We start from the raw sequence: 23754 nt of genomic DNA, 5'->3' as shown, positions 1-23754 counted from the left end.
GTCTGTTTCTGCAAATATAAGCATTTTATCCGCTTATGCAACTTATAATCAGGGATTTAATTTATAGAAGTCCCCTTCCATAGATTAAATCATTGCCGGAACCAATCTCATTCCGGTCTAAATAAATGGTTTCTCCAAACTTGGTTATCAATAGAAAGTGTTTGTTCAGTTCATATCTCAAACGGATACTACACCGGAATCCACGACCTTGAAAAGACGGAGTATAAAACGTATAAAGCAATCCGCTTTCCGAAGCATATACACGCGAGTCATAATCGTCTGTAAAAAAGTAACTGCCCTGAACGTCAGCAAACAGCCTGGCCCAAGGCAGTTGGGAGGATATCATTTGTGTAACCTGATATCCTTTATTAGCAGCTCTGTCCTGAGAATGAAAATGATTATAATCTAAAGTTGTACGACTGCTTAACACATCTCCCAAAGAATAGTTCAAACGATAACGAAATTGGTGATGAAAAATAGGAAGCGTTAGCGTTCCTTTACTTCCTGTCAGGTCACGTTCTTTTTGTTTATAACGATATTTCAAATCCATTGAGAGATTAGTGCGCGGAGTAAAAGTGGTTTGAATCAGTCCGTCCATTCCACGGGAAGATTTACTGACCCGATATCTTTTCCACGGAAAAGAAAACAAGTCGAAAGAAGCAAAGAATTTCCAATGGGCGAAAGGAGAGGTTTCCAGTCCTAAATAGTATCCCTGTTCATTTTGAGCCATGCTTCCTTCTCCGAAAGAATGGGCAAACATCGCCCAATAATTATAGGAATAAAATCGGTGTATCAACATGAGATGAACATCCTGAACCGGTGAATATTGCAGACGGTTCAAAGAAACCCAGCCTTGTTTTCCTATTGCCGTCTCTCCCTGAAAAGAAAAACGATGCCAACGATAAGCATAATCTATTCCTAAATTATAGAAATTATTCCCATGAAGATTATATTTGGAATAACCTGTTAATTCCGGTTCATAAGGTTGGTTGAAAACATAGTAAATACCGGTGATACCCAGTCTGATACAGTTCTGTTGATAACTTACGTTTCCACCTGTCAATTGTAATGTGAACAGGTGCTTTTTATCTGCTTCTTTCCGGCTTCGGTGCAGTCCGGTTTTGTAGATAGAGGTAATTTCTCCATCTTTTATCACTCCGTCCAAGGAACGGTGTGAATAAAATCCAGATATGTCCCAATGCTTTGCTAAAGCAACAGTAGCCGCTATCCCCCGAAAATAGTTGTATTCGTCAGTAGAAGAGTGTTTCTTTATCCCACTGCTGCGATTGTTGAAAGAGGAAGCATAAATTGTCTTTCCCATCAGATAATCCGTACTAATTACCAGACCCTGACCAAAACTGAGCCGATAGTTACCAACAGCCAATGCTTTCAACCGCCCACAGTTTTTCAATAACAAATAAAAAGAATAATAATCGTATCCGTAACGATTGTGCAAAGCGGCAAAAGGTTCTCCCGCATCTTTCTCAACAACGACTCCCGCATAGAGCTGGTCACTATATCGAAAACTATACTTAACAGAGTTATAAACAGCAGGGCCTAGATAGGTATGTTCATAACCTTTTCGCTTATAAAACGGTATATCCATGCGGGTTAGCACTTCATTCTTACCATACTTCCCCGCATTTTTCAACATAGTTTTCCACCGAAATGCAGGTTCATTGTTAATAGCTTTTATGCAGACAAAAGGCAATAAATAGTGGATAGTCTGCCTATCCATATCCTCTATTAACTGAAGTTCATAAATGGTTTGCATCTGTCCATGTATATAAATGTACGCCAATAAGTGCTCAATTTGAATATCGCTCAAAAAAGAAAATTGTTCGAGTTGTGCACGGGTGGCGGCATTCAGATTAACCGGTTCTTGCAAACGGATGGAAAGTTCTTCCAGTTCATTTTCCCAATTCAGGGTATTAACAGAGTTATCAATATCGTTATTAACAGATAAATCTTCAAGAACATCTTCTAAAAGACTTTCAGTAGGGTTTTGAGCACTACAAGCAGGAATTATGAACAGGCTGTTTATAATACTTATCAACCGGATAAGTTGAGTAGTTTTCATCAATAAAGTGTGTATTATCTTGCTGTAACTTTATGAGCAAGGGCGCAAAGATACTTTAAATAGGTTAACATCTTTGTGAAAAGACCAAATAATAAAATTTTAATCCTATTTTTGTATCGTGAAAAGAAGGCTTAACATAGTAATAATGACACTGTTTGCTATTGTTTGCTGTACACTGCATGTACAGGCTCAGGAAAAGCAAAGCATTAATGGATACTTGGTTCCGATGTGTATCTATAATGGAGATACGATTCCATGTGTTCAGTTAAGAACTGTGTACATCTTCCGCCCGCTAAAGTTCAAGAACGAAAAGGAACGCCAGGAATACTACCGACTGGTACGGAATGTAAAAAAGGTATATCCCATATCAAAAGAAATTAACCAGGCTATTATTGAAACTTACGAATATCTACAAACTTTACCCAATGAGAAGGCTCGTCAGAAACATATCAAACGGGTGGAAAAAGGTCTGAAAGAACAATATACTCCCCGAATGAAAAAACTCTCTTTTACACAGGGAAAACTGTTGATTAAATTAATAGACCGTCAAAGTAATTCTACCAGTTATGAACTGGTAAAAGCATTTATGGGACCTTTTAAAGCCGGATTCTACCAGACATTCGCTGCGCTGTTCGGTGCCAGTCTGAAAAAAGAATATGACCCGGAAGGCGAAGATAAACTAACGGAACGTGTAGTACTGCTAGTGGAGAATGGACAAATCTAAAATAGACAAGGATTTATAAGTTTATCAGCACTACAAACCAATTTATCAACTACTCAAACCATACTGGTTATCACTTCAAGCGTTAACAGGCTTCTCGCAAGGTATTAATTTCTGCTTTCTCAGAAGTTAATGCTTGAGTTGTCAAGTAGTAATAGCCTACATGATAAGTATTAATAGTTGAGAACTCAAGTATTAACAGCCTAGAAACGGGCTATTAACAACTATAATAATAACTGCTCAACAACTATTGAATCTATATGAACTTGTATAGTTATAAACAATACATAACTATTGATTATTAGCAAATTAACTAAGCTATTAACTCGTTATAAACAACTTATTAACCAATCCTGTATGCCTATTAATGTAGCTTTTTAAACAAATCCCAAATCACAATACCGGTAGTTACGGAGACATTCAAAGAGTGTTTTGTTCCGTATTGGGGAATCTCTATACAGCCATCCGAATGGTTGATAACCTCTTGCTGCACCCCTTTAACCTCATTTCCCATTACGATAGCGTACTTTTTAGTCTTATCCAGTTCCAGTTCATCTAACATGATACTTCCTTCCGCCTGTTCTACGGAATACACGATATATCCTTCATTTTTGAGGTTATCAACAGCATCAACAGCGTTATTAACATACTTCCAGTCGACAGTGAACTCAGCACCTAGAGCAGTCTTATGCATTTCGGGGTGTGGCGGGGTAGCCGTAATGCCACACAGATAGATACATTCAATGCGGAATGCATCCGATGTACGGAACACAGAACCGATATTGTGCAAACTACGAATATCGTCCAACACTACCACCAGGGGCAGTTTTTCAACCTGTTTGAACTCTTCGACACTGATACGGTTCAGCTCTGTTATTTTCAGTTTACGCATACGTCTTTTCTTTTATTATGTTCATGTGTGCAAAGGTAGTTCTTTTCTGTTAACAGAGGTGTTGATAACGGTTTAAAACCTGTCAAAACTATCGGCAAAGATTTTGAAAAATAATTCTTGTATTATTCAAAAGAAGGTATAAGAGGGCTTCGTTATGAACATTCCAAAAAACTAACCCAAAACTTTCTACACAGACATCAACATATTTTTCAGCACTTATCTGACTGTTTATATCCATAAAGTTTTTAACTTTGCACTTTATCAACAGGGAGTTAATAGCAAACTCCCATTTGATGGTGCTTTCATTGATAATGAAGCGAGTAGGATAGGATATTTCTTCTTTATATCAGTTCATAACCGACTCATAAAGCAGAAACATGGACTAATAACTTATCCGGCAAGAAAAATCGTATTTATTTGCTAACATTATTAACAGGCTATCATCACTAACAAAGGATTTTTTTTAAAAGAAGGAAAAAGAATATTATAATGAATGAACTAATAAAAGCTATAAACGAGCTGAAGAAAGAAAAGAATGCAATCATTCTGGGTCACTACTACCAGAAGGGTGAAATACAAGACATCGCCGATTTCGTTGGCGACAGTCTGGCATTGGCTCAATGGGCGGCGAAAACGGAAGCGGACATTATTGTGATGTGCGGCGTTCATTTTATGGGTGAGACGGCTAAGGTACTCTGTCCGGGAAAGAAAGTACTGGTTCCCGATATGGCGGCAGGCTGTTCATTGGCGGACAGTTGTCCGGCGGACAAGTTTGCGCAGTTTGTCAAAGAGCATCCGGGGCACACTGTTATTTCGTATGTCAATACGACGGCTGCGGTGAAAGCAGTGACAGATGTGGTGGTGACTTCCACCAATGCGAAGCAGATCGTGGAAAGCTTTCCCAAAGATGAGAAAATAATCTTTGGCCCGGACAGGAATCTGGGTAATTATATCAACTCAGTTACGAACAGGAATATGCTTCTTTGGGACGGAGCCTGCCATGTGCATGAACAGTTCTCGGTTGAAAAGATTGTAGAACTGAAAGCGCAACATCCCGAAGCATTGGTGTTGGCTCATCCCGAATGTAAGAGCACGGTATTGAAACTGGCTGACGTAGTAGGCTCTACGGCTGCTCTGTTGAAGTATGCCGTGAACCATCCTGAAAATACGTATATCGTAGCTACTGAATCGGGTATCTTACATGAGATGCAGAAGAAGTGTCCGCAGACAACGTTTATCCCTGCCCCACCGAACGATAGTACATGCGGATGCAATGAATGTAGCTTTATGCGGTTGAATACGCTGGAGAAGCTGTATGAGTGTCTGAAGAATGAGTCACCGGAGATTACGGTAGATCCTGAAGTGGCAGAGAAGGCTGTGAAGCCGATTCAACGGATGCTTGAGATTTCAGCAGAATTGGGATTGTAGAGTCTTGAAAATATATAATGAGCAGGCTGTTTCAAATGCATTTTGAAACAGCCTCATTTTTTTATAACTACCTTGTAAAAAAAGGTAAGGATGACACATTTATATCAGTAATAGGCGTATTTGTATTTTAGTAAACACCACATCTTCCTTGTCTTTGCATATATTTATCCTTATAATCAGTTATTTATAATGAAAGTTACAGGGCTGATATAAATTGTCCATATACAATATGAATCTTCCGCATACAATTTGTGCTGTTATAAAGGAAAATTCTAACAGATGTTATTTAAAATAAAACGCGTTCTTTGAAGCGGAAAGTTAAACAACAATAAAATCTATTACGTATGAAAAGACATTCAACAATTCGCTTACCATCAGTAGTAAGAATCTATTAAGTATTTGACATGACACGTATTCTGTTATTAACCTTTATTCATTTATTAACTACTAAAAAATTAAAAGCGTATGAAAAGACGAGTCAGTTCTATGAAAATACCTTGTAGAATATGGCTATTGGTAGCCACATTGTCTGTAGGGCAAGCGGCTTTTTCAACGGAAACTATTTTCTTTCCGATGAGCCAAAATGTAGCACAGCAAAAAAAGGTAATTGAGGTCTCTGGTATCGTTACTGATAATTTAGGTCCGGTGATTGGAGCAACTGTTATAGTAAAAGGTATGAGTGCGGGGGTAATTACTGATGTAGATGGTAATTTCAAGCTGAAAGTTCCAGTAGGAGCTACTATTATGGTTTCTTATATTGGATATGAAAATAAAGAAATCCATTATAAAGGAGAAAGAAACCTGAAAATCCATTTAAATGAGAATGTTCAGGAACTTCAGGAAGTGCAGGTTATTGCATATGGTTCACAAAAAAAAGTAACTGTTACCGGTGCTCTTTCTTCTATTAATAATGAAGAATTGCTGAAATCTCCGGTTGCAAGTATGGCTAATGCATTGACAGGTAAAGTTACTGGTCTTGCCAGTGTACAATCCAGTGGTCAGCCGGGTGCTGACGATGCTACATTGTATGTACGCGGTGTTGGTTCATTAAGCGCCGACTTATCACAGCCTTTGATGTTGGTTGACGGTGTGGAACGTTCCTTTTTCCAGTTAGATCCGAATGAAGTAGAAAGTATTACTGTTTTGAAAGATGCTTCTGCTACAGCTGTATTTGGTGTGCGTGGTGCTAATGGTGTTATTCTGGTTACCACCAAACGCGGTACACAAGGAAAAGCGAAAGTCAATTTCTCTACTACTTTTGCGTGGCAAATGCCGTCGCGTGTACCTGAATTTGCAAACAGCTATGAATATGCTACTGCTTACAATAACGCTCAACTTCATGATGGTGTATCTGAGGACCAACTGGCATTCTCTTCGGATATTGTAGAGAAGTTCCGTACAAATAGTGATCCGTTAGTATATCCGAGTACTAGCTGGACAGATATGTTGATAAAGAATTCAGCTTTACAGACACAACATAATTTTAATATATCGGGAGGTTCCGAAAGAGTGAAATATTTTGCTTCGTTGGGTGTATTTACTCAGAACGGCTTATTCAATACTTTCGAAGAAAATGATAATGATAAAGGTTTTAAATACAACCGTTATAATTATCGTATTAATATGGATGTTGATGTGACAAAAACAACCTCTATGCAAGTTAACTTAGGTGGTTATTTGAATGATAAACAGGAGCCTAATTATAATAATGGTACGTATACAGACCTTAAGTATTTGTTCCGTGATATTTATACGGCTGTTCCGTTTGCAGGTGCCGGAGTTGTAGATGGAAAATGGATTGTTTCCGATCAGGACCTTTTCTCGGTGGGTAATTATGCAGATGGTTTGAATGTATATTATGGTAAGGGATACAACAATCGTACACAGAATACCTTGAATTTTGATTTCAAATTAGAACAAAAGCTCGACTTCCTGACTAAGGGTTTACAAGCTCATGTAAAAGGTGCTTATAACAGTGGAGTTACTATCACCAAACGTCGTGAAGGACGTGCCAATAAATATGAAGCCATTTACAATACTGATGGTGAATTAATTTATAAGAAGACACAGGACTATCAAAAACTTGGATATACTGAAAGTACAGGTCAGTCAAGAAACTGGTATTTGGAAGCTGCCGTTAACTACAAACGTGATTTTGGTAACCATCATGTTTCAGCATTGGCTATGTATAATCAATCCATGACTTATTATCCTTTTGAAGGAAACAGTCCCAGTGAATTCATTGGCATTCCGAGAAGTTACGTTGGTTTGGTAGGTCGTGCCACTTATGATTACAAGACCAGATATTTGCTGGATGCAAGTGTTGGTTACAATGGTTCCGAGAACTTTGCAGAAGGACAACGTTTCGGTTTATTCCCTGCCGGCTCTATCGGTTGGATTGTATCTGAAGAAAATTTCTTCCGGCCGGTTAAGAAATTTGTTACTTATTTAAAATTCCGTGGTTCTTACGGTATTGTGGGTAATGACCGTGTAAGTGATTATTCTCGTTTCTTGTATTTACCTGATAAATATTTGATTAGTTCGGGAAATTATAGTTTCGGAACCAATACGTCAACTCTTATTGCGGGTGCTACGGAATCTAAGAAAGGTAACCCGAAGGTAACATGGGAAACATCAGAGAAGCAAAACTATGGTATTGATGCTAAATTCTTTAAAGATCATTTGAGTGTTAACTTCGATTACTTTATCGAACACCGTAAAAATATCCTCAAGTCTCGTACGGTATCTCCCGGATATCTGGCTGTCAGCCTTCCAATTGCCAATATCGGTAAAGTAGATAATAAAGGTTACGAAATTAATGTGAAATGGGATGATCGTATTAACGAAGTACGTTATTATATTGGAGCCAACCTTTCATATGCTAAAAATAAAATCGTATTCATTGATGAAATCCATTATCCTTATGAATGGATGCAAACAGAAGGTAAGCCGGTAGGCCAACAGTTCGGTTATGTGTTTGACGGATATTTTACAGCAGAAGAAGCGGCCAACTATGAAAACTTAAAAGGTAAAGAAGACGGTATTGCCAACCAGGGTTCGGGTTATATTCCTCTTGCGGGTGACGTGAAATACAAGGATTTGAACGGTGACGGACAAATTGATGAAAAAGATGTTCGTGACATCGGCTATCCAAAATATCCTTTGTATACAGCAGGTATGAATATGGGTTTCTCATGGAAAGGATTTGATTTTAGCATGACGTGGGCCGGGGCTTTCAAGACTTCACGCTTGTTGAGTTCTATGTACCGTGTTCCTTTCGGAGAAAGTAATAACTCAGCTGTTATGAAGTATATGATTGAAGATGCCTGGACTCCGGAAAAAGGCAATTCGGCTAAAGCGCCGTCACTTTCATTCAAGAGTAAATCTCACAACTATCAGGATTCTGACCTTTGGTTGAGAGATGCCTCTTATGTTCGTTTGAAGAATATTGAAGTAGGATATTCATTCCCGAGTTCTTTATTGAAGAAAGCACATATCGGTTCGCTTCGCATCTTCATGTCCGGATATAACCTGTTAACTTTCGACAGTTTCAAGGTGTCTGATCCTGAAAGTGATCCGAGTGGAACAGCTTATCCATTGATTAAAGTGGTGAATGTGGGATTGAAAGTCGGTTTCTAATCAATTAATTAATAAAAATCATGAGATCATTAAGAAAACTATTATATGCTATCCTTTTGATGGGATCTCTGTTTACAACTGTTTCTTGTGAGGATTTGGCATTCGGTGACAAATTTCTGCAGAAGCCGCCAAGTTCAGATGTTACCATTGATACCATATTCTCTTCGGCAGAATATGCGCGCCGTATCTTGTGGAAGAGTTATCAGTCACTTCCTTATGGAATAGAAACTTCCGGTTACTGGACACAAATGTGGCTCGGAACATTGGAAGGTTTAACAGACTTGAACTACGATAATGTAGGCTATTCAGGTGTAATGAAGGTATATTACAGTGGTAACTATAACGCTTCTATAGAAGATACGCCCAGAAGTACATATATGGCGACAAAAATCCGTTTCAATAATAATGAAAGCGGGATGTGGGGAGCTATTCGTCATGCCTGGCTATTTTACGAAAATGTAGATCGTGTGCCGGATATGGATGCTGTGGAGAAATCACGTCTGAAAGCTGAAGCTAAGATGATTGTGGCTGTCTACTATTCTCATATGTTACGTCACTATGGTGGTTTGCCAATCGTGGATCATGCTATCGATCCTGAAGATACCAATCTTCCGGGACGTTCTACATTGCAGGCAACAGTAGATTTCATTGTAGGATTATTAAATGAAGCTATCAACTGTCCGGACTTTCCTTGGCGGGTTTCGGATGCGGATTTGGATAATTGGGACGGGCGAATGTGTAAAGCCGGTGCTATGGCGTTGAAAGCACGAGTACTTTTATTTGTAGCCAGTCCGTTATTCAATAACACAGAACCTTATTATAACGGAGAAGCTTCCGAACAATTAATGACTTGGTTCGGTAATTATGATAAAGAACGTTGGAAACTTGCCATTGATGCCTGCGAAGAGTTTTTCACGGCTCTTAATTCCAACGGGTATTATAAATTGGTTGAATCCGGAGATAATGGTACATCAACTGAACGTCAGGCGTTTACTAGCGGATATTTTGATCGTGGAACTACGGAAACATTGATTTCTGTCAGAAGAGGTATATTGAGTCCGTCCAAAAACTCTGTAATGAGTAATTCTATCCGTTGGGGCGGCTATTGTCCTACAAAAGAATATTTTGATATGTTCCAGATGTCGGACGGTACAGATTTTGACTGGAATAATCCGGATCATGCAAAGAATCCTTTTTTGAATCGTGACCCGCGTCTGTATGAAACATTTATTCTTGATGGTGATGATTTCAACGGGCGTAAAGCCGGCTTGACAGAGCCTGATGGAGAAAATTATCCGCAAGGACAAGACTGGAAAGCCGGACAAATGCATGAGTTGAGCTTGGCAACAGGGTTGGCATGTCGTAAATGGGGATTAGACCGTAACTCATCCTGGCAGAATCGTCCTATTCAATGGCCATTTTTACGATTGCCGGAAGTTTACCTTAGTTATGCAGAAGCATTGAATGAATATTACGGTGCTCCGAATACACAGGCATATGATGCTGTTGATAAAGTACGTGCCCGCGTGAATTTGCCAGGGCTTAAAAAAGGATTGGGACAGACTGAATTCCGCGAAGCTCTCTTACGTGAACGTGCGTGTGAATTTGGGTATGAGGAAGTTCGCTTCTTTGACTTAATTCGCTGGAAACTTTACGATGTCTTTGAAAGGAAGCTACATGGTTTGCACGTGTACAAACATAAAGATACAGGCGAATATAAGCTTGTACCGTTTGAACTGACAAAATACACCCGCGTATGGTGGAATGGTGGTTTTGAACCTAGATGGTGTCTGAGTGCGTTCCCTTCTAAAGAGGTTAATAAAGGATATGGCCTCGTTCAGAATCCGGGTTGGGAATAATTAATTAATGATATTAACAGAAAATAGAAATAACAATATACTCATGAGAAAAAGTATCAAGTTATTAGTAGCGTGTATGTTGTGTTCGCCGGTAACTATTGTAGCCCAGGAACAGGACAGCTTGTTTGCACGCAAAAGTAAAGTGGCTATAGAGTATGGACGCGGCATTTCTTTCAATCTGAAAGAATCGACTACGGCAACTGCGGTAGCAAGTGAGGAAGAACTTTCGCATAAGAAGAGTATCAACAACTCTAATATGCTTTATGGCTTGATTCCCGGATTGCAAGTGCTGCAAAATTCCGGTAATGCCTGGGATGACGCTGCAACATTGAGAGTACGCGGATATGGAACCAGCAGTTCTACTACACCATTGGTATTGGTAGATGGTTTTGAACGTTCACTCGATCAAATAAGTGCTGATGAAATAGAGTCTGTCACTGTTCTTAAAGATGCAGCTTCTACGGCTCTCTACGGAATGAAGGGAGCTAACGGTGTTATTTTGGTGAAAACAAAACGTGGAAAGACGGGCAAACCGGAGATTAATTTCTCTTACCAGTTTAATATGGCTACACCACAACGTCTGCCGGAATTTGTCGACGGATACACTTATGCTAAAGCTTTGAATGAAGGGTTGACCAATGACGGATTATCGGCACGTTATTCGGCTAAAGAGTTGGAAGCTTTCAGAACTCAGAGTAATCCGGATGTGTATCCGAATGTAGACTGGTGGGACGAAGCATTACGCGACCATAGCTACGGAAATAATGTAACTTTCTCTGCAAGAGGTGGTGGAGAATTTGTACGTTATTTTACCCAGTTGAATTATCTGAATGACAATGGTATATTGAAACCAACAAGTGATAATGACGGTTACTCCACCCAATTCAAATACTCAAAACTGAATATTCGTACCAATTTGGATATCACTGTCAGTCCTACGACTACTGTACAACTGAACCTGTTTGGGAATTTTTCCGAACATAACCGTCCGGGAGAAACGACATCAAACATCTTTAGTTCATTGTATCAGGTTCCCTCTGGAGCATTTCCTATAAAAACGTCTCACAATGTATGGGGTGGTACAACCGTATATTCCAATAATCCGATTGCAAGTATTTCCGGTAGAGGCTATGCACGTTCTCAAACCCGTAATATGTATGCTGATATGAAACTGAATCAGGATTTAAGTGCCCTTGTGAAAGGATTGTCGGCAGGTTTTCAGGTAGGTTTGGACAATAGTGCTTCTTATTGGGACAACAATACCATGAATTTCGGGTATGAACAGGCAACGATGAATTGGGAAACCGGAGAAACTGCCTATAACACTATACGTAATGAAGGTTCTCTTTCATTCAGTAAGAGTGTCGGGTCTTCAGTCAATCATTTCAACTTCGGTGCTTATGCTAACTATGCCAAGGACTGGAATAAGCATAGTCTGGTCGCAACCCTGCAATACAATATGGATAAAACGAATGCCAAGGGACAGAATAACTCGAAAGCATTTATGGATGTAGTGGCACAGGCCCACTATGTGTATGATCACCGTTACGTGCTGGATGCGTCTTTATCCGGTTCTGCCGCCAGTATTCTGGAACCGGGACATAGATGGGGAATCTTCCCCTCAGTGGGTGCCGCATGGATTATGTCAGAAGAAACTGCTTTGAAAAATGATTGGTTGAACCTGTTGAAACTTCGTGCTTCTTACGGTATCGCCGGACGTGCTGATTATGGTACTGATCTTTATCTTGATGTGTACGGAACAGGAGGTAGTTATTATTTCGGAAAAAATCCGGCGAGTATTAGTGGTCTGAAAATCACTCAACTGGGTATCACCGATATGACTTACGAGAAGTCCCACAAATTGAATGTAGGATTTGATTTCATGGCTTTCAACAAACTGTCTGTCACCATCGACGGTTTTTACGATCATCGTACGGATATTCTTGTTAGTGGAGATAATACTGTATCCTCTATATTTGGCTTGACAGCTCCCAAAATCAATAATGGTGTTGTAAATAGCTATGGAGTAGAAACAAGCATACGCTGGGCAGATAAAATTGGTGATTTTAATTATCAGATTGGCGGTATGCTGACTTTTAACCGTAACAAGATTATTAACCAGAACGAAGAATACCGTCCTCATGATTACTTGAAGCGTACAGGCAAGCGTTTGGGACAATTCTTCGGTTATGAAGTGGAAGGTATTTATCAGAGTCAGGAAGAGATTGACAACCGCGGTGTCAAACAGAACCTTTCAGATGTTCGTCCGGGTGATTTAAAGTATAAAGACCAGAACAATGATGGAGTTATCGACGCTTATGATCAGGTAGCTTTAGGATACAGTGCTATGCCGGAAATCTATTATTCATTCGACTTGAATCTGGAATATAAAGGTTTCGGTATCTATGCCTTGTTCCAGGGAACGGGAAATCAGAGCCGTCTTCTGAACACTTCAAGCGTATATTGGCCTTTGATTAGTAACAGCACTATCTCCACCGAATATTATAACAACCGTTGGACTCCGGATACTCCGAATGCTAAATATCCTCGTCTGACTTCAGAAGGTTCTGCCAATAACTATACGACTAACTCCTTGTGGGTGGCTGATGCGTCTTATATGAAATTGCGCACACTGGAACTTTATTACAATTTTTCACAGGAAATGATGAGAAAGAGTAAATTCATCAAAAGTGCCAAAGTCTTTGCACGCGGTCACGATCTTTTCTGTGTAGATAAGATTAAAGTATTAGATCCTGAAAATATCGGAACAAATCATCCGACCATGACTCAGTATACTTTTGGTGTTAACTTATCATTCTAAAAAGTAAAATGAACATGAAGTATTTTAAAATCAAACATATTGCCTTGTTGCTTGCGGTTGCATCCGCTCCTCTGTACACAGCTTGTGATTTTATGGATTGCGGCGAAACAGATTACTATTCAAAGCAACAAATTCTGGATAACATGGACCGTGTGAAACAACTGGCTACACAGGTATATAGTTATTTGCCGCATGACTTCTGCAATACATCAGGAGCTATGCAAGACGCAGCTACGGATGATGCTATCCATGTTTACGAATCATCTGCTATCCAACGGTTTGTCAATGGTACGTGGTCAGCCAATTATACGGTCAATGACGTATTCGGTACTTACTACAACGCTATCCATGATGCTAATTTTTATCTCGAAAACTGTGTCGGACTGACATTCGACGAATGGAAATATTCCGATGGTTTTGCCGATGATTATAAAAGTTACCTGAATTACGAGCATGAAGTTCGTTTCCTGCGTGCATTCTATTACTTTGAACTGGTGAAACGTTATCAGAATATACCTCTGATAACCAATACACTGACACAGGAAGAAGCCAACGAAGCAGAACCTTCGGATGCAGCTACTATCCTGAACTTCGTCATCAGTGAATGTACTGATTTGGCTAATAACAAATTGCCTGCTAATTATAATAATATGCCTGGTGGAGAAGGTAACTTGCAACGTGCCACTAAAGGCATGGCTCTTGCATTGAAGTCTCGTGCATCCTTGTATCTTGCCAGCCCTTTGTATTCTGCCGATGATACGCAGAAATGGAAGAATGCCGCTCAGGCAGCATATGATCTTATTAATGAGTCAACTACTTTGGGATATAGCCTGGATGCGAAATATTCCAATTTATACGGTGCTACCAATAACCAAAGTAAAGAAGTTATCATGTGCCGTCCTACGGGAGCAAGTACAAGTTTTGAATCTGCCAACTTTCCGATGGGTGTTACCAATGGTTCTACTACCACTTGTCCGACAGAAAATCTGGTAAGTGCCTATGAAATGACGGATGGTACGGCTTTTGACTGGAGTAATGCGGAAATGGTTGAAAACCCGTATGCGAACCGTGATCCGCGTTTGGGAATGACTGTTGTATATAATGGTATGGAATGGCCCAAAACGACTCCTGTAGAGGTCTTTGAAGGTGGCAAGAACGGTCTGCCCATTAAAAATGCCACAACTACCGGATATTACTTGAGAAAATATGTGAACAACAGTGTCACTTTTGAACCGGGTGAGACTACCACGAGCCAGCAGCATAACTGGATTTTATTCCGCTATGCGGAAATCCTGTTGAACTATGCAGAAGCGATGGTAAATGCTTATGGTGATCCCGACTATGCAGGCTCTTATAATCTGAGTGCACGTGATGCAGTCAATCAGGTACGTAATCGTGGAGATGTGAAGATGCCGGCTTATCCTGCTGACATGAGTAAAGACGCTTTCTTGAAGAGGCTGAAAAATGAACGTCGTGTGGAATTTGCATTCGAAGGACAGCGTTTCTGGGATCTTCGTCGATGGAAAGAATTAGATGATATGCAGAATATTTATAAAGTGAAAGTAGTCAAGCAAACTGACGGTACTCTTCAATATACGAAAGCTCTGCATGCTACTTACAATATTCAGGATAAAATGTATTTCTATCCGATTGCGAACACCGAACTTTTCAAAAACCATAAACTGGTACAGAACACGGGTTGGTAGAGTCGGAATGAGATAACGGACATAGGATGATGAGGGTGTCACTTCAAGGGAAAGGCACCCTCATTATATTTAAAACATGAATTTCCGGCATTAACTAAAATCTAAAGTGAATGATGAAATGTAGATATAATGTTTTTTTTATCGCATTATGGGGACTTGTTATAGCATGTTCGAGCGATAATCCTGCGGTTGGTTCTACCGAAGGAAAGGATGATAAAGAAGAGCCGCTTCCCGATAAAGGAACTTTGTTTGCTGACTTTGAGACATACGATACAACTCCCTATTTCTTTCGATATGGTAATTCGGGTAATAGTAAAATGGATGATTATTACCCACGTTGGGCATATTCTCACGTGGTGATAGATAATCCGGTGAAAGGTGAAGAAAATATGTCTTCCAAAGTGTTGGAGTACACTTCAATGGAAGCCCGGAACTACGGTTTAAAATTCCGTTTTTCCGAAACGGTACATATGGATGAACTAAAAGGAATCCGTTTTCGGGTTTACCAACCTGTCAATGTGATAGGGAAGGAAACCTGGAAAGGTACTTCCAAAGCTGTTTTCCAGCAGTTGGGAGTTAAACTGATAGGAAGATTTAATTCGGTGAATGATTACGAGCAGGAAGAAGGGGTTTTGTTAACCAATTCGTCGGTTGAGTTTAAAGAAGAAGGAATATGGAAGAAGTATACATTTACTTTCAGTAAAAGTGAATACAGTGCTGCCGCTACACAATTGAAGAATGGTATAGCAGGCATAGTTATTCTGCCTACATATGGTTCAGGAGTCACTTTGGCTGAAGAAAATAAGTACAAATGTTACATAGATGATATTGAAATTTTATAATAACGGGAGGAGAACAAAAAAATGAAAGATAAATGGTTTATATTATGTATGTTATTATGGGGAATATCTTGCGTGAAGGCTCAAAATTCGGATGTGGATAAAATGTTTCCGAATGCTGTGCTTGCACGTGAAAGTTATGATAAAGTGAAAACAGCATTGGAGAAGGCCGATAATACTACTTTTCCAATGAACTGGTATGTCAAACAGATAGAAAATCCGAGCAAAAAAATAGTGGAGAGCGACCGGAAGGCAACTCCGGTTAAGTCTATAGATGAAAACCCGAATAATGTAGATATCAGCAATGAGATGAAATCCATTTATCAGTTATGCCTGGCGTATGCTTTTACTCAGGATAAGACGTATTTGAATAAAGCAGTTGAATATCTGAAAGCATGGTCTGAAATCAATGTTGCTTTGTCGAAAAGAAATATTCATGAAGAATCATATAATAGTGCCGTCGAAGGCTATTCATTGATTCGTAAAGTGATCGATCAGTCTGATCGGGTACTGATTGATACTTGGATACGAAAGAGGGCGGAAGTTTTTATTAAGGATAATGACTTGAGAGTCAATAATTGGGGGACTTGTCTGTTGTATCAGTTCTATCTGTTTGGCACGGTATTGGAAGATGATGCGATAGTGGATAAATTCCGTTCCTCGTATGATAATTGGGTGAAGGGTAATCTGTTTCCTAACGGGACGACTACGGATCTGCTCGGTCGTGACGCTTTTGCTTATCATGCTTATGATTTATTGTTTTTCGCCCGTCTTTGTCATCTGACAGCGATGTGTGAAGGTTACGAAGCGGCTGCTGCTTTTTATACAAAGGATGTACATTGGGGAGCTTCTATCCGGAATAGTGTAGTTTTTTGGAAACCGTTCCTGCTGGATTCCAGGAAATATACCCACCTTGAATTTGTAGGTACAGAATATGAACCGGACAAGAAACGTTCGGATTACAATAAAGCTTACAATCCGTCGGGGACTTTGTATGTAGTCGATGAATTGTACGAAATAGATAAGGAACTTAAAGAGGTATTAGATCATTATAAACGTAATCCGGATGTTTCTTTAAAATTGGGATTAAGTTCTTTACGTTGGTATTGATAATTGTACCTGTTTATGTGCTGAAAGTAGAATGTTTCTGATACTTATGAAGTTTAGAATAAAGGTTGTGAATTTCCATGAAATTTGCAACCTTTATTAGTATATCCGATATAAATGAAGAAAGCCTTTATTGGAATCGTAAAGGCAGAATTGTAGACTGATTCGCCTATAAAAATATTGTTTATGTCTAGTGTTTTTGCGAATATTGCAGATAATTAGTATATTTAAGCGATTAATCTGTAATTAACAGAACAACACCAAATGAAAAATAATATGAAGTCACGTCATTTATTACTATTGTTTATTTCTTTTTTCTTTGTTTTGCCATTATATGCTGAATATTTCAAACATATTGGTTTGTCGGAAGGTCTTGCACAGCCCTCTGTGATGGCTATTTATCAGGATAGATTGGGCAGAATGTGGTTCGGGACAAGGGAAGGAATAAGTCAATATGATGGAAATCGTATAAGAGTATTCAAAGGCTGGATAGCATCTGTGGGCGAAGAACCATCTGTCTGGTTGGGAAACGAGGTGTCGTTTATCGTTGGCGATAGTTTGGATAATCTATATTTTTTGATTGACAAGAATTTAATCAAATATGACATACAGACGGAGAAATTCGTCCGGCTTACGAACGAGGGCATTATCACTGCGCTTACTTCTTCCGAAGGACAAGTGTGGTATATGAAACACGATTCTTTATTTTGCCTGAAAGCAAATGAAGAAACAACTTTTGTATTAAAAACGAATATCACTTCACGTATTTGTTGCCTGACCATGATGGACGGTCAGATTGGTATCGGAACATATAACGGAGTTTATCTGATTGATCGCCGTACATACCGGCAAAAGCAATTATTGGAAGGGGTGGAGATTTATCGCATATTCGAAAGTTCTCAAAAAGAGCTATGGATTGGTACCCGTATGCATGGATTATATCGGATGAACGACAAACAACAATTGTCGAAAATTCCTTATTTGCCGGGAACTTCGGAAGGTATCAGTAGCGAACAGATTCGTGATTTTGTAGAAGACAACGAAGGCAATATATGGTTTGGTACGTTTGACGGACTTCATCGGTACAACATTGGCAGCAAACAGTATTCTCTCATTCAAATTCCTCAATATGTGGGCGGGTTGAATCATCCTTCTATCTTTGCATTATATAAAGATGTTGCCGGAACTATCTGGGTGGGTAGTTACTATGGAGGAATTAACTATTTCAGTCCCCAACATGATACTTTTGTACATTATGACTATGGGAAAAACATAAACTCATATTACTCTTATATCGGAGAAATTGTTCTTGACAAAAATGAGCATTTATGGCTCAGTACAGATGGTGGCGGCATCACTTGTGTTGATAAGAAATGGAATACCCTTCAGCAGTTTACGGCCGGTGGAAAAAATTCTATTCCTCATAATAATGTGAAAAGTATTTGTTATGATGAGAAGAAGGACTGCCTGTATATAGGAACCTATTTGGGCGGATTGTCACGTTATGACTTGAATACGGGTCGTTTCTATAATTATTGGAAAGAAGAAACGCATTCTTCCGATAGGCCCGATGAAATTGTTTTTCATGTAAAGATGTGGAAAGACCAAGTATATATATCTGCCCATAATGGCTTTTTCCGGTTGGATACTCAAACGCAGAAGTTCCACAAGATCAACATTCCTTTTGCATTTTATGAGCATTTTGATATTGATGCGGAAGGTAATTTGTATATGGTGGGGTGGAAAAACGTTTTGTGTACTCATGTAGAACATCCCGAGTCTATAGTCTATGTTCCACTGGCAGAAGGAGATAGTAAAGCAACTCCTACTCGTGTGCTTGCCACTGCCAATGGTGTCTATATCGGTACGTTGGGAATGGGGCTCTTCTTTTATGACCGGCAGACGCGTAACATGGCTCATTATACCTCTCGAAACAATCAGTTGCCGGGTGATTTCTGCTATAATCTCTGCCGGACTCAAGATGGGAAGATTTTGATAACCGGTGATAAGGGAGTCACCTGCTTTGTTCCTTCCGAGGGCACTTTCACAACGATTGATTTGATGAGTAACTTCCCCTCGACTCATATTATTAACGGATGTGGAATTTTGGTATCCGGAGATGGAAGTATTTATATTGGAGATACAAAAGGAGTGACCGTATTCTCAGAAAACGAGTTTAACAAAACCGATACTGCCAATGAACATTCTAATTTTTACTTTTCAAAACTCTGGGTTGATAATAAGGCGATTGTTCCGGGAGATGATACGGGCATATTGTCCCAGTCACTTCCATATACTCGCAAACTTGAATTGAATCATGATCAGAATAACTTGATTATTCATTTTGCTTTGTCTGATTACGGGCAACAACTTTCGGAGAAATGGTTTCAATATAAGCTTGAAGGTCTGGATAAAAATTGGATTAAGACCAAACAGACGGAATTGTACTATACTAATCTGGATCCGGGAAAGTATACGTTGCATGTAGCTTCAATAAATGAAAAAAGCGGTCTAAGTTTGAAAGAAATAACGATGCAGCTTGTTATTGCCTCTCCGTGGTATAATACATGGTGGGCATGGATAATCTATGTAACGGCTTTCGTAGCATGCATTTTTTATTATGTATACAGTAAGATAGCAAAACGCACATTGGCCCTTTCACTGGAAAAGGAACGTTTCGAGAAACAACAGATAAAGCAGCTTAATCAGGAAAAGTTGGTTTTCTTTACGAATGTAAGCCATGAGTTCCGAACTCCCCTTACTCTGATTATCAGCCATATTGATGTGCTATTGCAGAAGTATTCATTGAATCCTTCCATCTATAATCAGATAACAAAGATAAGGAAGAATGCACAACAAATGAATAAGCTGATTTCCGAGTTACTTGAATTCAGAAAATTGGAACAGAACTATGGAACGATACAAATAAAACAACAGGATATAATTGTATTTCTGAAGGAAATCTATCTTTCTTTTGTCGATTATGCGCAACAAAGGAATATAAATTATGAATTTAGGTTACAGGAATTTCCTGTCCTATGTTGGTTTGAGCCGCAATTGATGGAGAAAGTATTCTTCAACCTATTGTCCAATGCTTTCAAATATACTTCCGACAGGGGAAGTATAATTTTGTCGGGAGAAATAACGAACAGTGATATAAGAATTAATATAACTGATACGGGTATCGGTATTTCCGAACAAGATAAAGATAAAATATTCGCACGATTCTTTCAGGGTAACAATCAGGAAAAGAAAGGAAGCTTGTTTAGCGGAACCGGTATCGGATTGGCATTAACCAGAACCATTGTGGAAAAACATCACGGAGAGATAACTGTGAAAAGTATTGTTGGTGAGGGGAGTACGTTTACAGTGCGACTGCCTCGTCGGAAGGATGTATTCCTGAATGACAAGAATGTGCAATTTTATACTCAGGACTCTGAAAGCGATGTTATTCCCAATTCAATGCCGGTATTTGCGGATGATGAGAATCTGTCTGTAGAATTAGTTGAGGCTAAGGATGCGGAAAACAAGGCTCATACGGTGCTTCTTGTGGAAGACAATGATGAATTGCTTCAAATTTTGAAGGAACTTTTCGAGCCTTTCTATAAGATAATCTGTGCTCATGATGGCAAAGAGGGTTTAAGCCGGATTTATGAGAGTTCCCCCGATTTAGTAATCAGTGACGTTATGATGCCCGAAATGACCGGGACAGAAATGTGCCTGCAAATCAAAAATAATATAGATTTGTGTCACATACCTGTGATATTGCTGACTGCACTCAATTCTACTGAACAGAACATTGAGGGACTCAGCCGTGGTGCTGATGATTATATTACGAAACCTTTTCATGCGCAGTTGTTGTTGGCACGCGCCAATAACCTCATACGCAGCCGTTTGCTGATGCAGCATCAATTTGATAAGAAACCGATGTCCGAGATTGATTTGGCTAGCATTAATCCTTTGGATAAAGACCTGTTGAAACGGGCTTCACAGGTAATTGAGCAACATATTGATGATACAGAGTTTGATATTCCGGCTCTTTGTAAAGAAGTAGGTGTCGGCCGGTCATTGCTTTATACCAAATTCAAAGCCTTGACTGGCATGACACCTAATAACTTCTTGTTGAATTACCGTTTGAAGCACGCCGCCACTTTATTGAAGCAATATCCTGATCTTCCCATTGCAGAAGTTAGTGACCGTAGTGGATTCAACGCGCCTGTATATTTCAGCCGTTGCTTTAAAAACCAATTCGGATGCACTCCCCAAAATTATCGGAAAGAAAAGAGGCAGGCAGATTGAATCAGCCCTGTTTCTTTTTTCCGAAACAGTTCGTCCTGTTATTATTCACGGGACGAATTGTGAAATCCGGTTGGCTACCTTTGGAATAAATGATTACTTCTTCACCTTTCCGTAAATCTATTTTATACATAGTTTCGGATAAAGCTGTGGTTTCAAATCTGCGTTTTCCTTTAAAAACGGGTAAAAACAGGTCAGTCACTACAACGCAAGGTTCGCCTGCAAGGCTTTTGATAGAGACAAACTCGGTTTTACCGTTTTTCCGGCTGGCAGTAATGAGGAAAGCCCCTTCAGCACGGAAGTCTTTATAGGCAATGTCTTTCCAACTGTCGGGGACGGCGGGGAAGATACGTAACTTCCCTCCCCAACTTTGAAGCAACATATCATGAATGGATTGGGCGGCCGATAATGGTGTTTCAATGACTGGTCCCGATTCACGATAAAGTGTATTGGCAGACAAGAATTTAGTAAACAACTTGTTCAGGTATTCAAGTGCTTCGTTGCCATTACCCAAGGCAGATGATATGGATGATGCTCCGGTACATGAATAACCCTGATGTGCTCCGGCTTTGCTTTGCCAGTAGAGAAGTGATTTTTCTATAAGCTCAGATTCTTCGGGATTCTCTTTATTGATAAGATACAAGGGATAGGCTGCCAGCAAGTGTGAATAATGACGATGCGAGAAAGCATAAGGAACATCCCGTCCTATCATAAGCCCGTTTGCCGGGTCTGTGGGAAACGGTGTAAGCTCCTCCAAAGTCGTTCTCCAACGGGGAATAAGAGGGTCGTCTATTTTTAACCGGCTGGTAATGTCAAGTAATGTCCGGCAACCCCAACGTAACAGTGCCAGGTCGAAGTTACAATCTTCCGCACTGCCATATTCCGGAGAGTATGTCAGGGGGAGATGTATCTTGCCGTCTTTTCCTTTATGGGTGAAGTGCAGGTAGTAGTTGATAGATTGTTTAAGTACAGGAAAGAGTTTGTCAAGTAATAATTCGTCATCCATCTTATGACGATAAATCAACCATAAACTGTGGCATACCCAAGGTAAAAGCCCTACTTCCGGTGCTTTGTCCACTCCGGGGATTCCGATTTCGCCGGATTCGCATATCAGGTTTGATGAACGTCCTATTGCCAGTGCGTCTTTACGGTAGGCTTCCGGTACGTTCTTCTTAAGGTTTTCTGTATTATTGTAAATGGCATTCTCCAAAGAGGCTGCCAAATCGAGGTGATTGGATGCGTTGAGTGCCCAGTAGGTCAGTTGTACATTCAGATTCCACCACGCATTGGGCCATGGAGTGACGGTAAGCCATGGGCCGGTATTGTCTATCAGTGCACGGTCGCCGCGTGTGGCGCTGGCAAGTTTGTACATCTGTATCCAGTAAAAATTTTCTTTCATACCTTCCGGTAACGTAAGGAAGCTGCCTGGATAGTAATGATTCCACCAGGTACGGTGTTGTTTTTGCAATTTTCCGGTTCCTGTTGCCAGCGCTTTATCCAAAATCCGGCTGGCATCCTTTTCGGCTGTAGCTTCTGGATATGAATGTGTTACGGTAATCCAGTACGTGCGCTCATTTTGTTTAGTTTGGGTTTCTTTCCATGCAACGGCTGTTTCACCTCCTGCCTGCAATTTTTGAACGGATATTTCCGGCTTTACTTCCGGTGCCGGGTTAAGGGAATAGCTTTCAGGCACTTTTATCCATTTTCCTTCTCCTTTTGCATAAAGATAACGTGGGCTTTGGGCAGATGCAGGTACCCATTCCCAACGGAAGTCTTTCTCTCCGTCGGTAGCGCTAGTCTGAACCAGCATCACCATATCATTGGCATGTACATAAGCATGTAGCCGGATGGTTCCCCGTGTAGTTGTTATTTCCGCATTTGTTTCTGCGTTCCAGATGTCGAGATGCATTGTCCCATCTATTATTTTACCTTCGGGATGTAAGGCAAAGTGTCCGGTCAGCAGTCGGGGAATGGCAAATAAATCCGCTCCCGATTTGTGATCATGCACAGAGCAGTTGCCTGTTTCAAACCGGATATAATTCTGGTCCGGTTCCTTGTAGATCATAAGCCCTAACATACCATTGCCCATATAAGCCGATTCATACCAGTATTCGGGCAGTGTCTCCCAAATTAAATCTTGTTTCTGCATAAAAGCAGGCCAGTCTATGTCCGTTTTAACTTTTTCAGTTCGTGCAGATGCAGGTATATATCCTGTTACTGACATACAAAAGCATAAAATAAAAAAGTATATTTTAATGTTCTTCATGATGTTGTATAATTATTATGTCGCAGGCAAAGATGAAGATTATATCTGTATTAATCAACATTTTTCCAGTCGATTTGGATGGTTTGGAAAATAGGTGCAA

At 39.9% G+C, this 23754-nt stretch carries 12 protein-coding genes; 9 read left to right on the top strand and 3 right to left on the bottom strand.

The genetic code is table 11. The features are described from left to right. Positions 1–61: 61 nt before the first annotated feature. Positions 62–2080: a helix-hairpin-helix domain-containing protein gene (locus AB5443_RS21670; protein ID WP_368114416.1), complete on the bottom strand. Its 2019-nt coding sequence runs from the start codon at positions 2078–2080 to the stop codon at positions 62–64. Between the two features lie 145 nt (positions 2081–2225). On the opposite strand from AB5443_RS21670, the gene AB5443_RS21665 reads away from it, so the two are divergent. Next, positions 2226–2804 (top strand): DUF4294 domain-containing protein, encoded by a 579-nt coding sequence (locus AB5443_RS21665; RefSeq protein WP_175630505.1) that lies wholly within the window; start codon positions 2226–2228, stop codon positions 2802–2804. Positions 2805–3165: 361 nt separating this feature from the next. On the opposite strand, the gene AB5443_RS21660 is transcribed toward AB5443_RS21665, so the two are convergent. After that, on the bottom strand, positions 3166–3693 hold the full coding sequence (locus tag AB5443_RS21660; protein WP_277130075.1) for an RNA methyltransferase: 528 nt from the start codon (positions 3691–3693) through the stop codon (positions 3166–3168). Positions 3694–4182: 489 nt separating this feature from the next. Between AB5443_RS21660 and nadA the strand changes: the two genes are divergently transcribed. The 8 genes from nadA (at position 4183) to AB5443_RS21620 (ending at position 21391) form a co-directional block, all read left to right on the top strand. Next, positions 4183–5121, top strand: a complete 939-nt coding sequence (gene nadA, locus AB5443_RS21655; protein ID WP_277130077.1) for a quinolinate synthase NadA — start codon at positions 4183–4185, stop codon at positions 5119–5121. A 465-nt stretch (positions 5122–5586) separates the two neighbouring features. After that, the gene (locus AB5443_RS21650) at positions 5587–8760 is read left to right on the top strand and encodes a TonB-dependent receptor (protein WP_277130080.1); all 3174 of its coding nucleotides are present in this window, start codon (positions 5587–5589) and stop codon (positions 8758–8760) included. A gap of 20 nt (positions 8761–8780) precedes the next feature. Further along, positions 8781–10619 carry a RagB/SusD family nutrient uptake outer membrane protein gene (locus AB5443_RS21645; protein ID WP_277130082.1) on the top strand — a complete coding sequence of 613 codons (1839 nt, stop codon included), beginning with the start codon at positions 8781–8783 and terminating at the stop codon, positions 10617–10619. 43 nt (positions 10620–10662) lie between these two features. After that, positions 10663–13440, top strand: a complete 2778-nt coding sequence (locus AB5443_RS21640; protein ID WP_368114415.1) for a SusC/RagA family TonB-linked outer membrane protein — start codon at positions 10663–10665, stop codon at positions 13438–13440. Positions 13441–13454: 14 nt separating this feature from the next. After that, entirely contained in the window at positions 13455–15146 is a 1692-nt protein-coding gene (locus AB5443_RS21635) for a RagB/SusD family nutrient uptake outer membrane protein (RefSeq protein ID WP_368114414.1), read from the top strand. A gap of 110 nt (positions 15147–15256) precedes the next feature. Next, entirely contained in the window at positions 15257–15988 is a 732-nt protein-coding gene (locus AB5443_RS21630) for a hypothetical protein (RefSeq protein WP_022138852.1), read from the top strand. 21 nt (positions 15989–16009) lie between these two features. Next, entirely contained in the window at positions 16010–17095 is a 1086-nt protein-coding gene (locus AB5443_RS21625) for an alginate lyase family protein (RefSeq protein ID WP_277130092.1), read from the top strand. Between the two features lie 261 nt (positions 17096–17356). Then, complete coding sequence (locus AB5443_RS21620; protein WP_022138850.1) at positions 17357–21391, top strand: hybrid sensor histidine kinase/response regulator transcription factor; 4035 nt, start codon at positions 17357–17359, stop codon at positions 21389–21391. A gap of 1 nt (position 21392) precedes the next feature. On the opposite strand, the gene AB5443_RS21615 is transcribed toward AB5443_RS21620, so the two are convergent. After that, positions 21393–23612: a glycoside hydrolase family 95-like protein gene (locus AB5443_RS21615; RefSeq protein WP_368114412.1), complete on the bottom strand. Its 2220-nt coding sequence runs from the start codon at positions 23610–23612 to the stop codon at positions 21393–21395. Positions 23613–23754: the final 142 nt, after the last annotated feature.

Source organism: Bacteroides sp. RTP21281st1_H5_RTP21281_210402 (assembly GCF_040918965.1).
GTDB lineage: Bacteria > Bacteroidota > Bacteroidia > Bacteroidales > Bacteroidaceae > Bacteroides > Bacteroides congonensis.
Note: the sequence above shows the minus strand (reverse complement) of the source record. Positions and strands in the feature narration are given on the sequence as shown.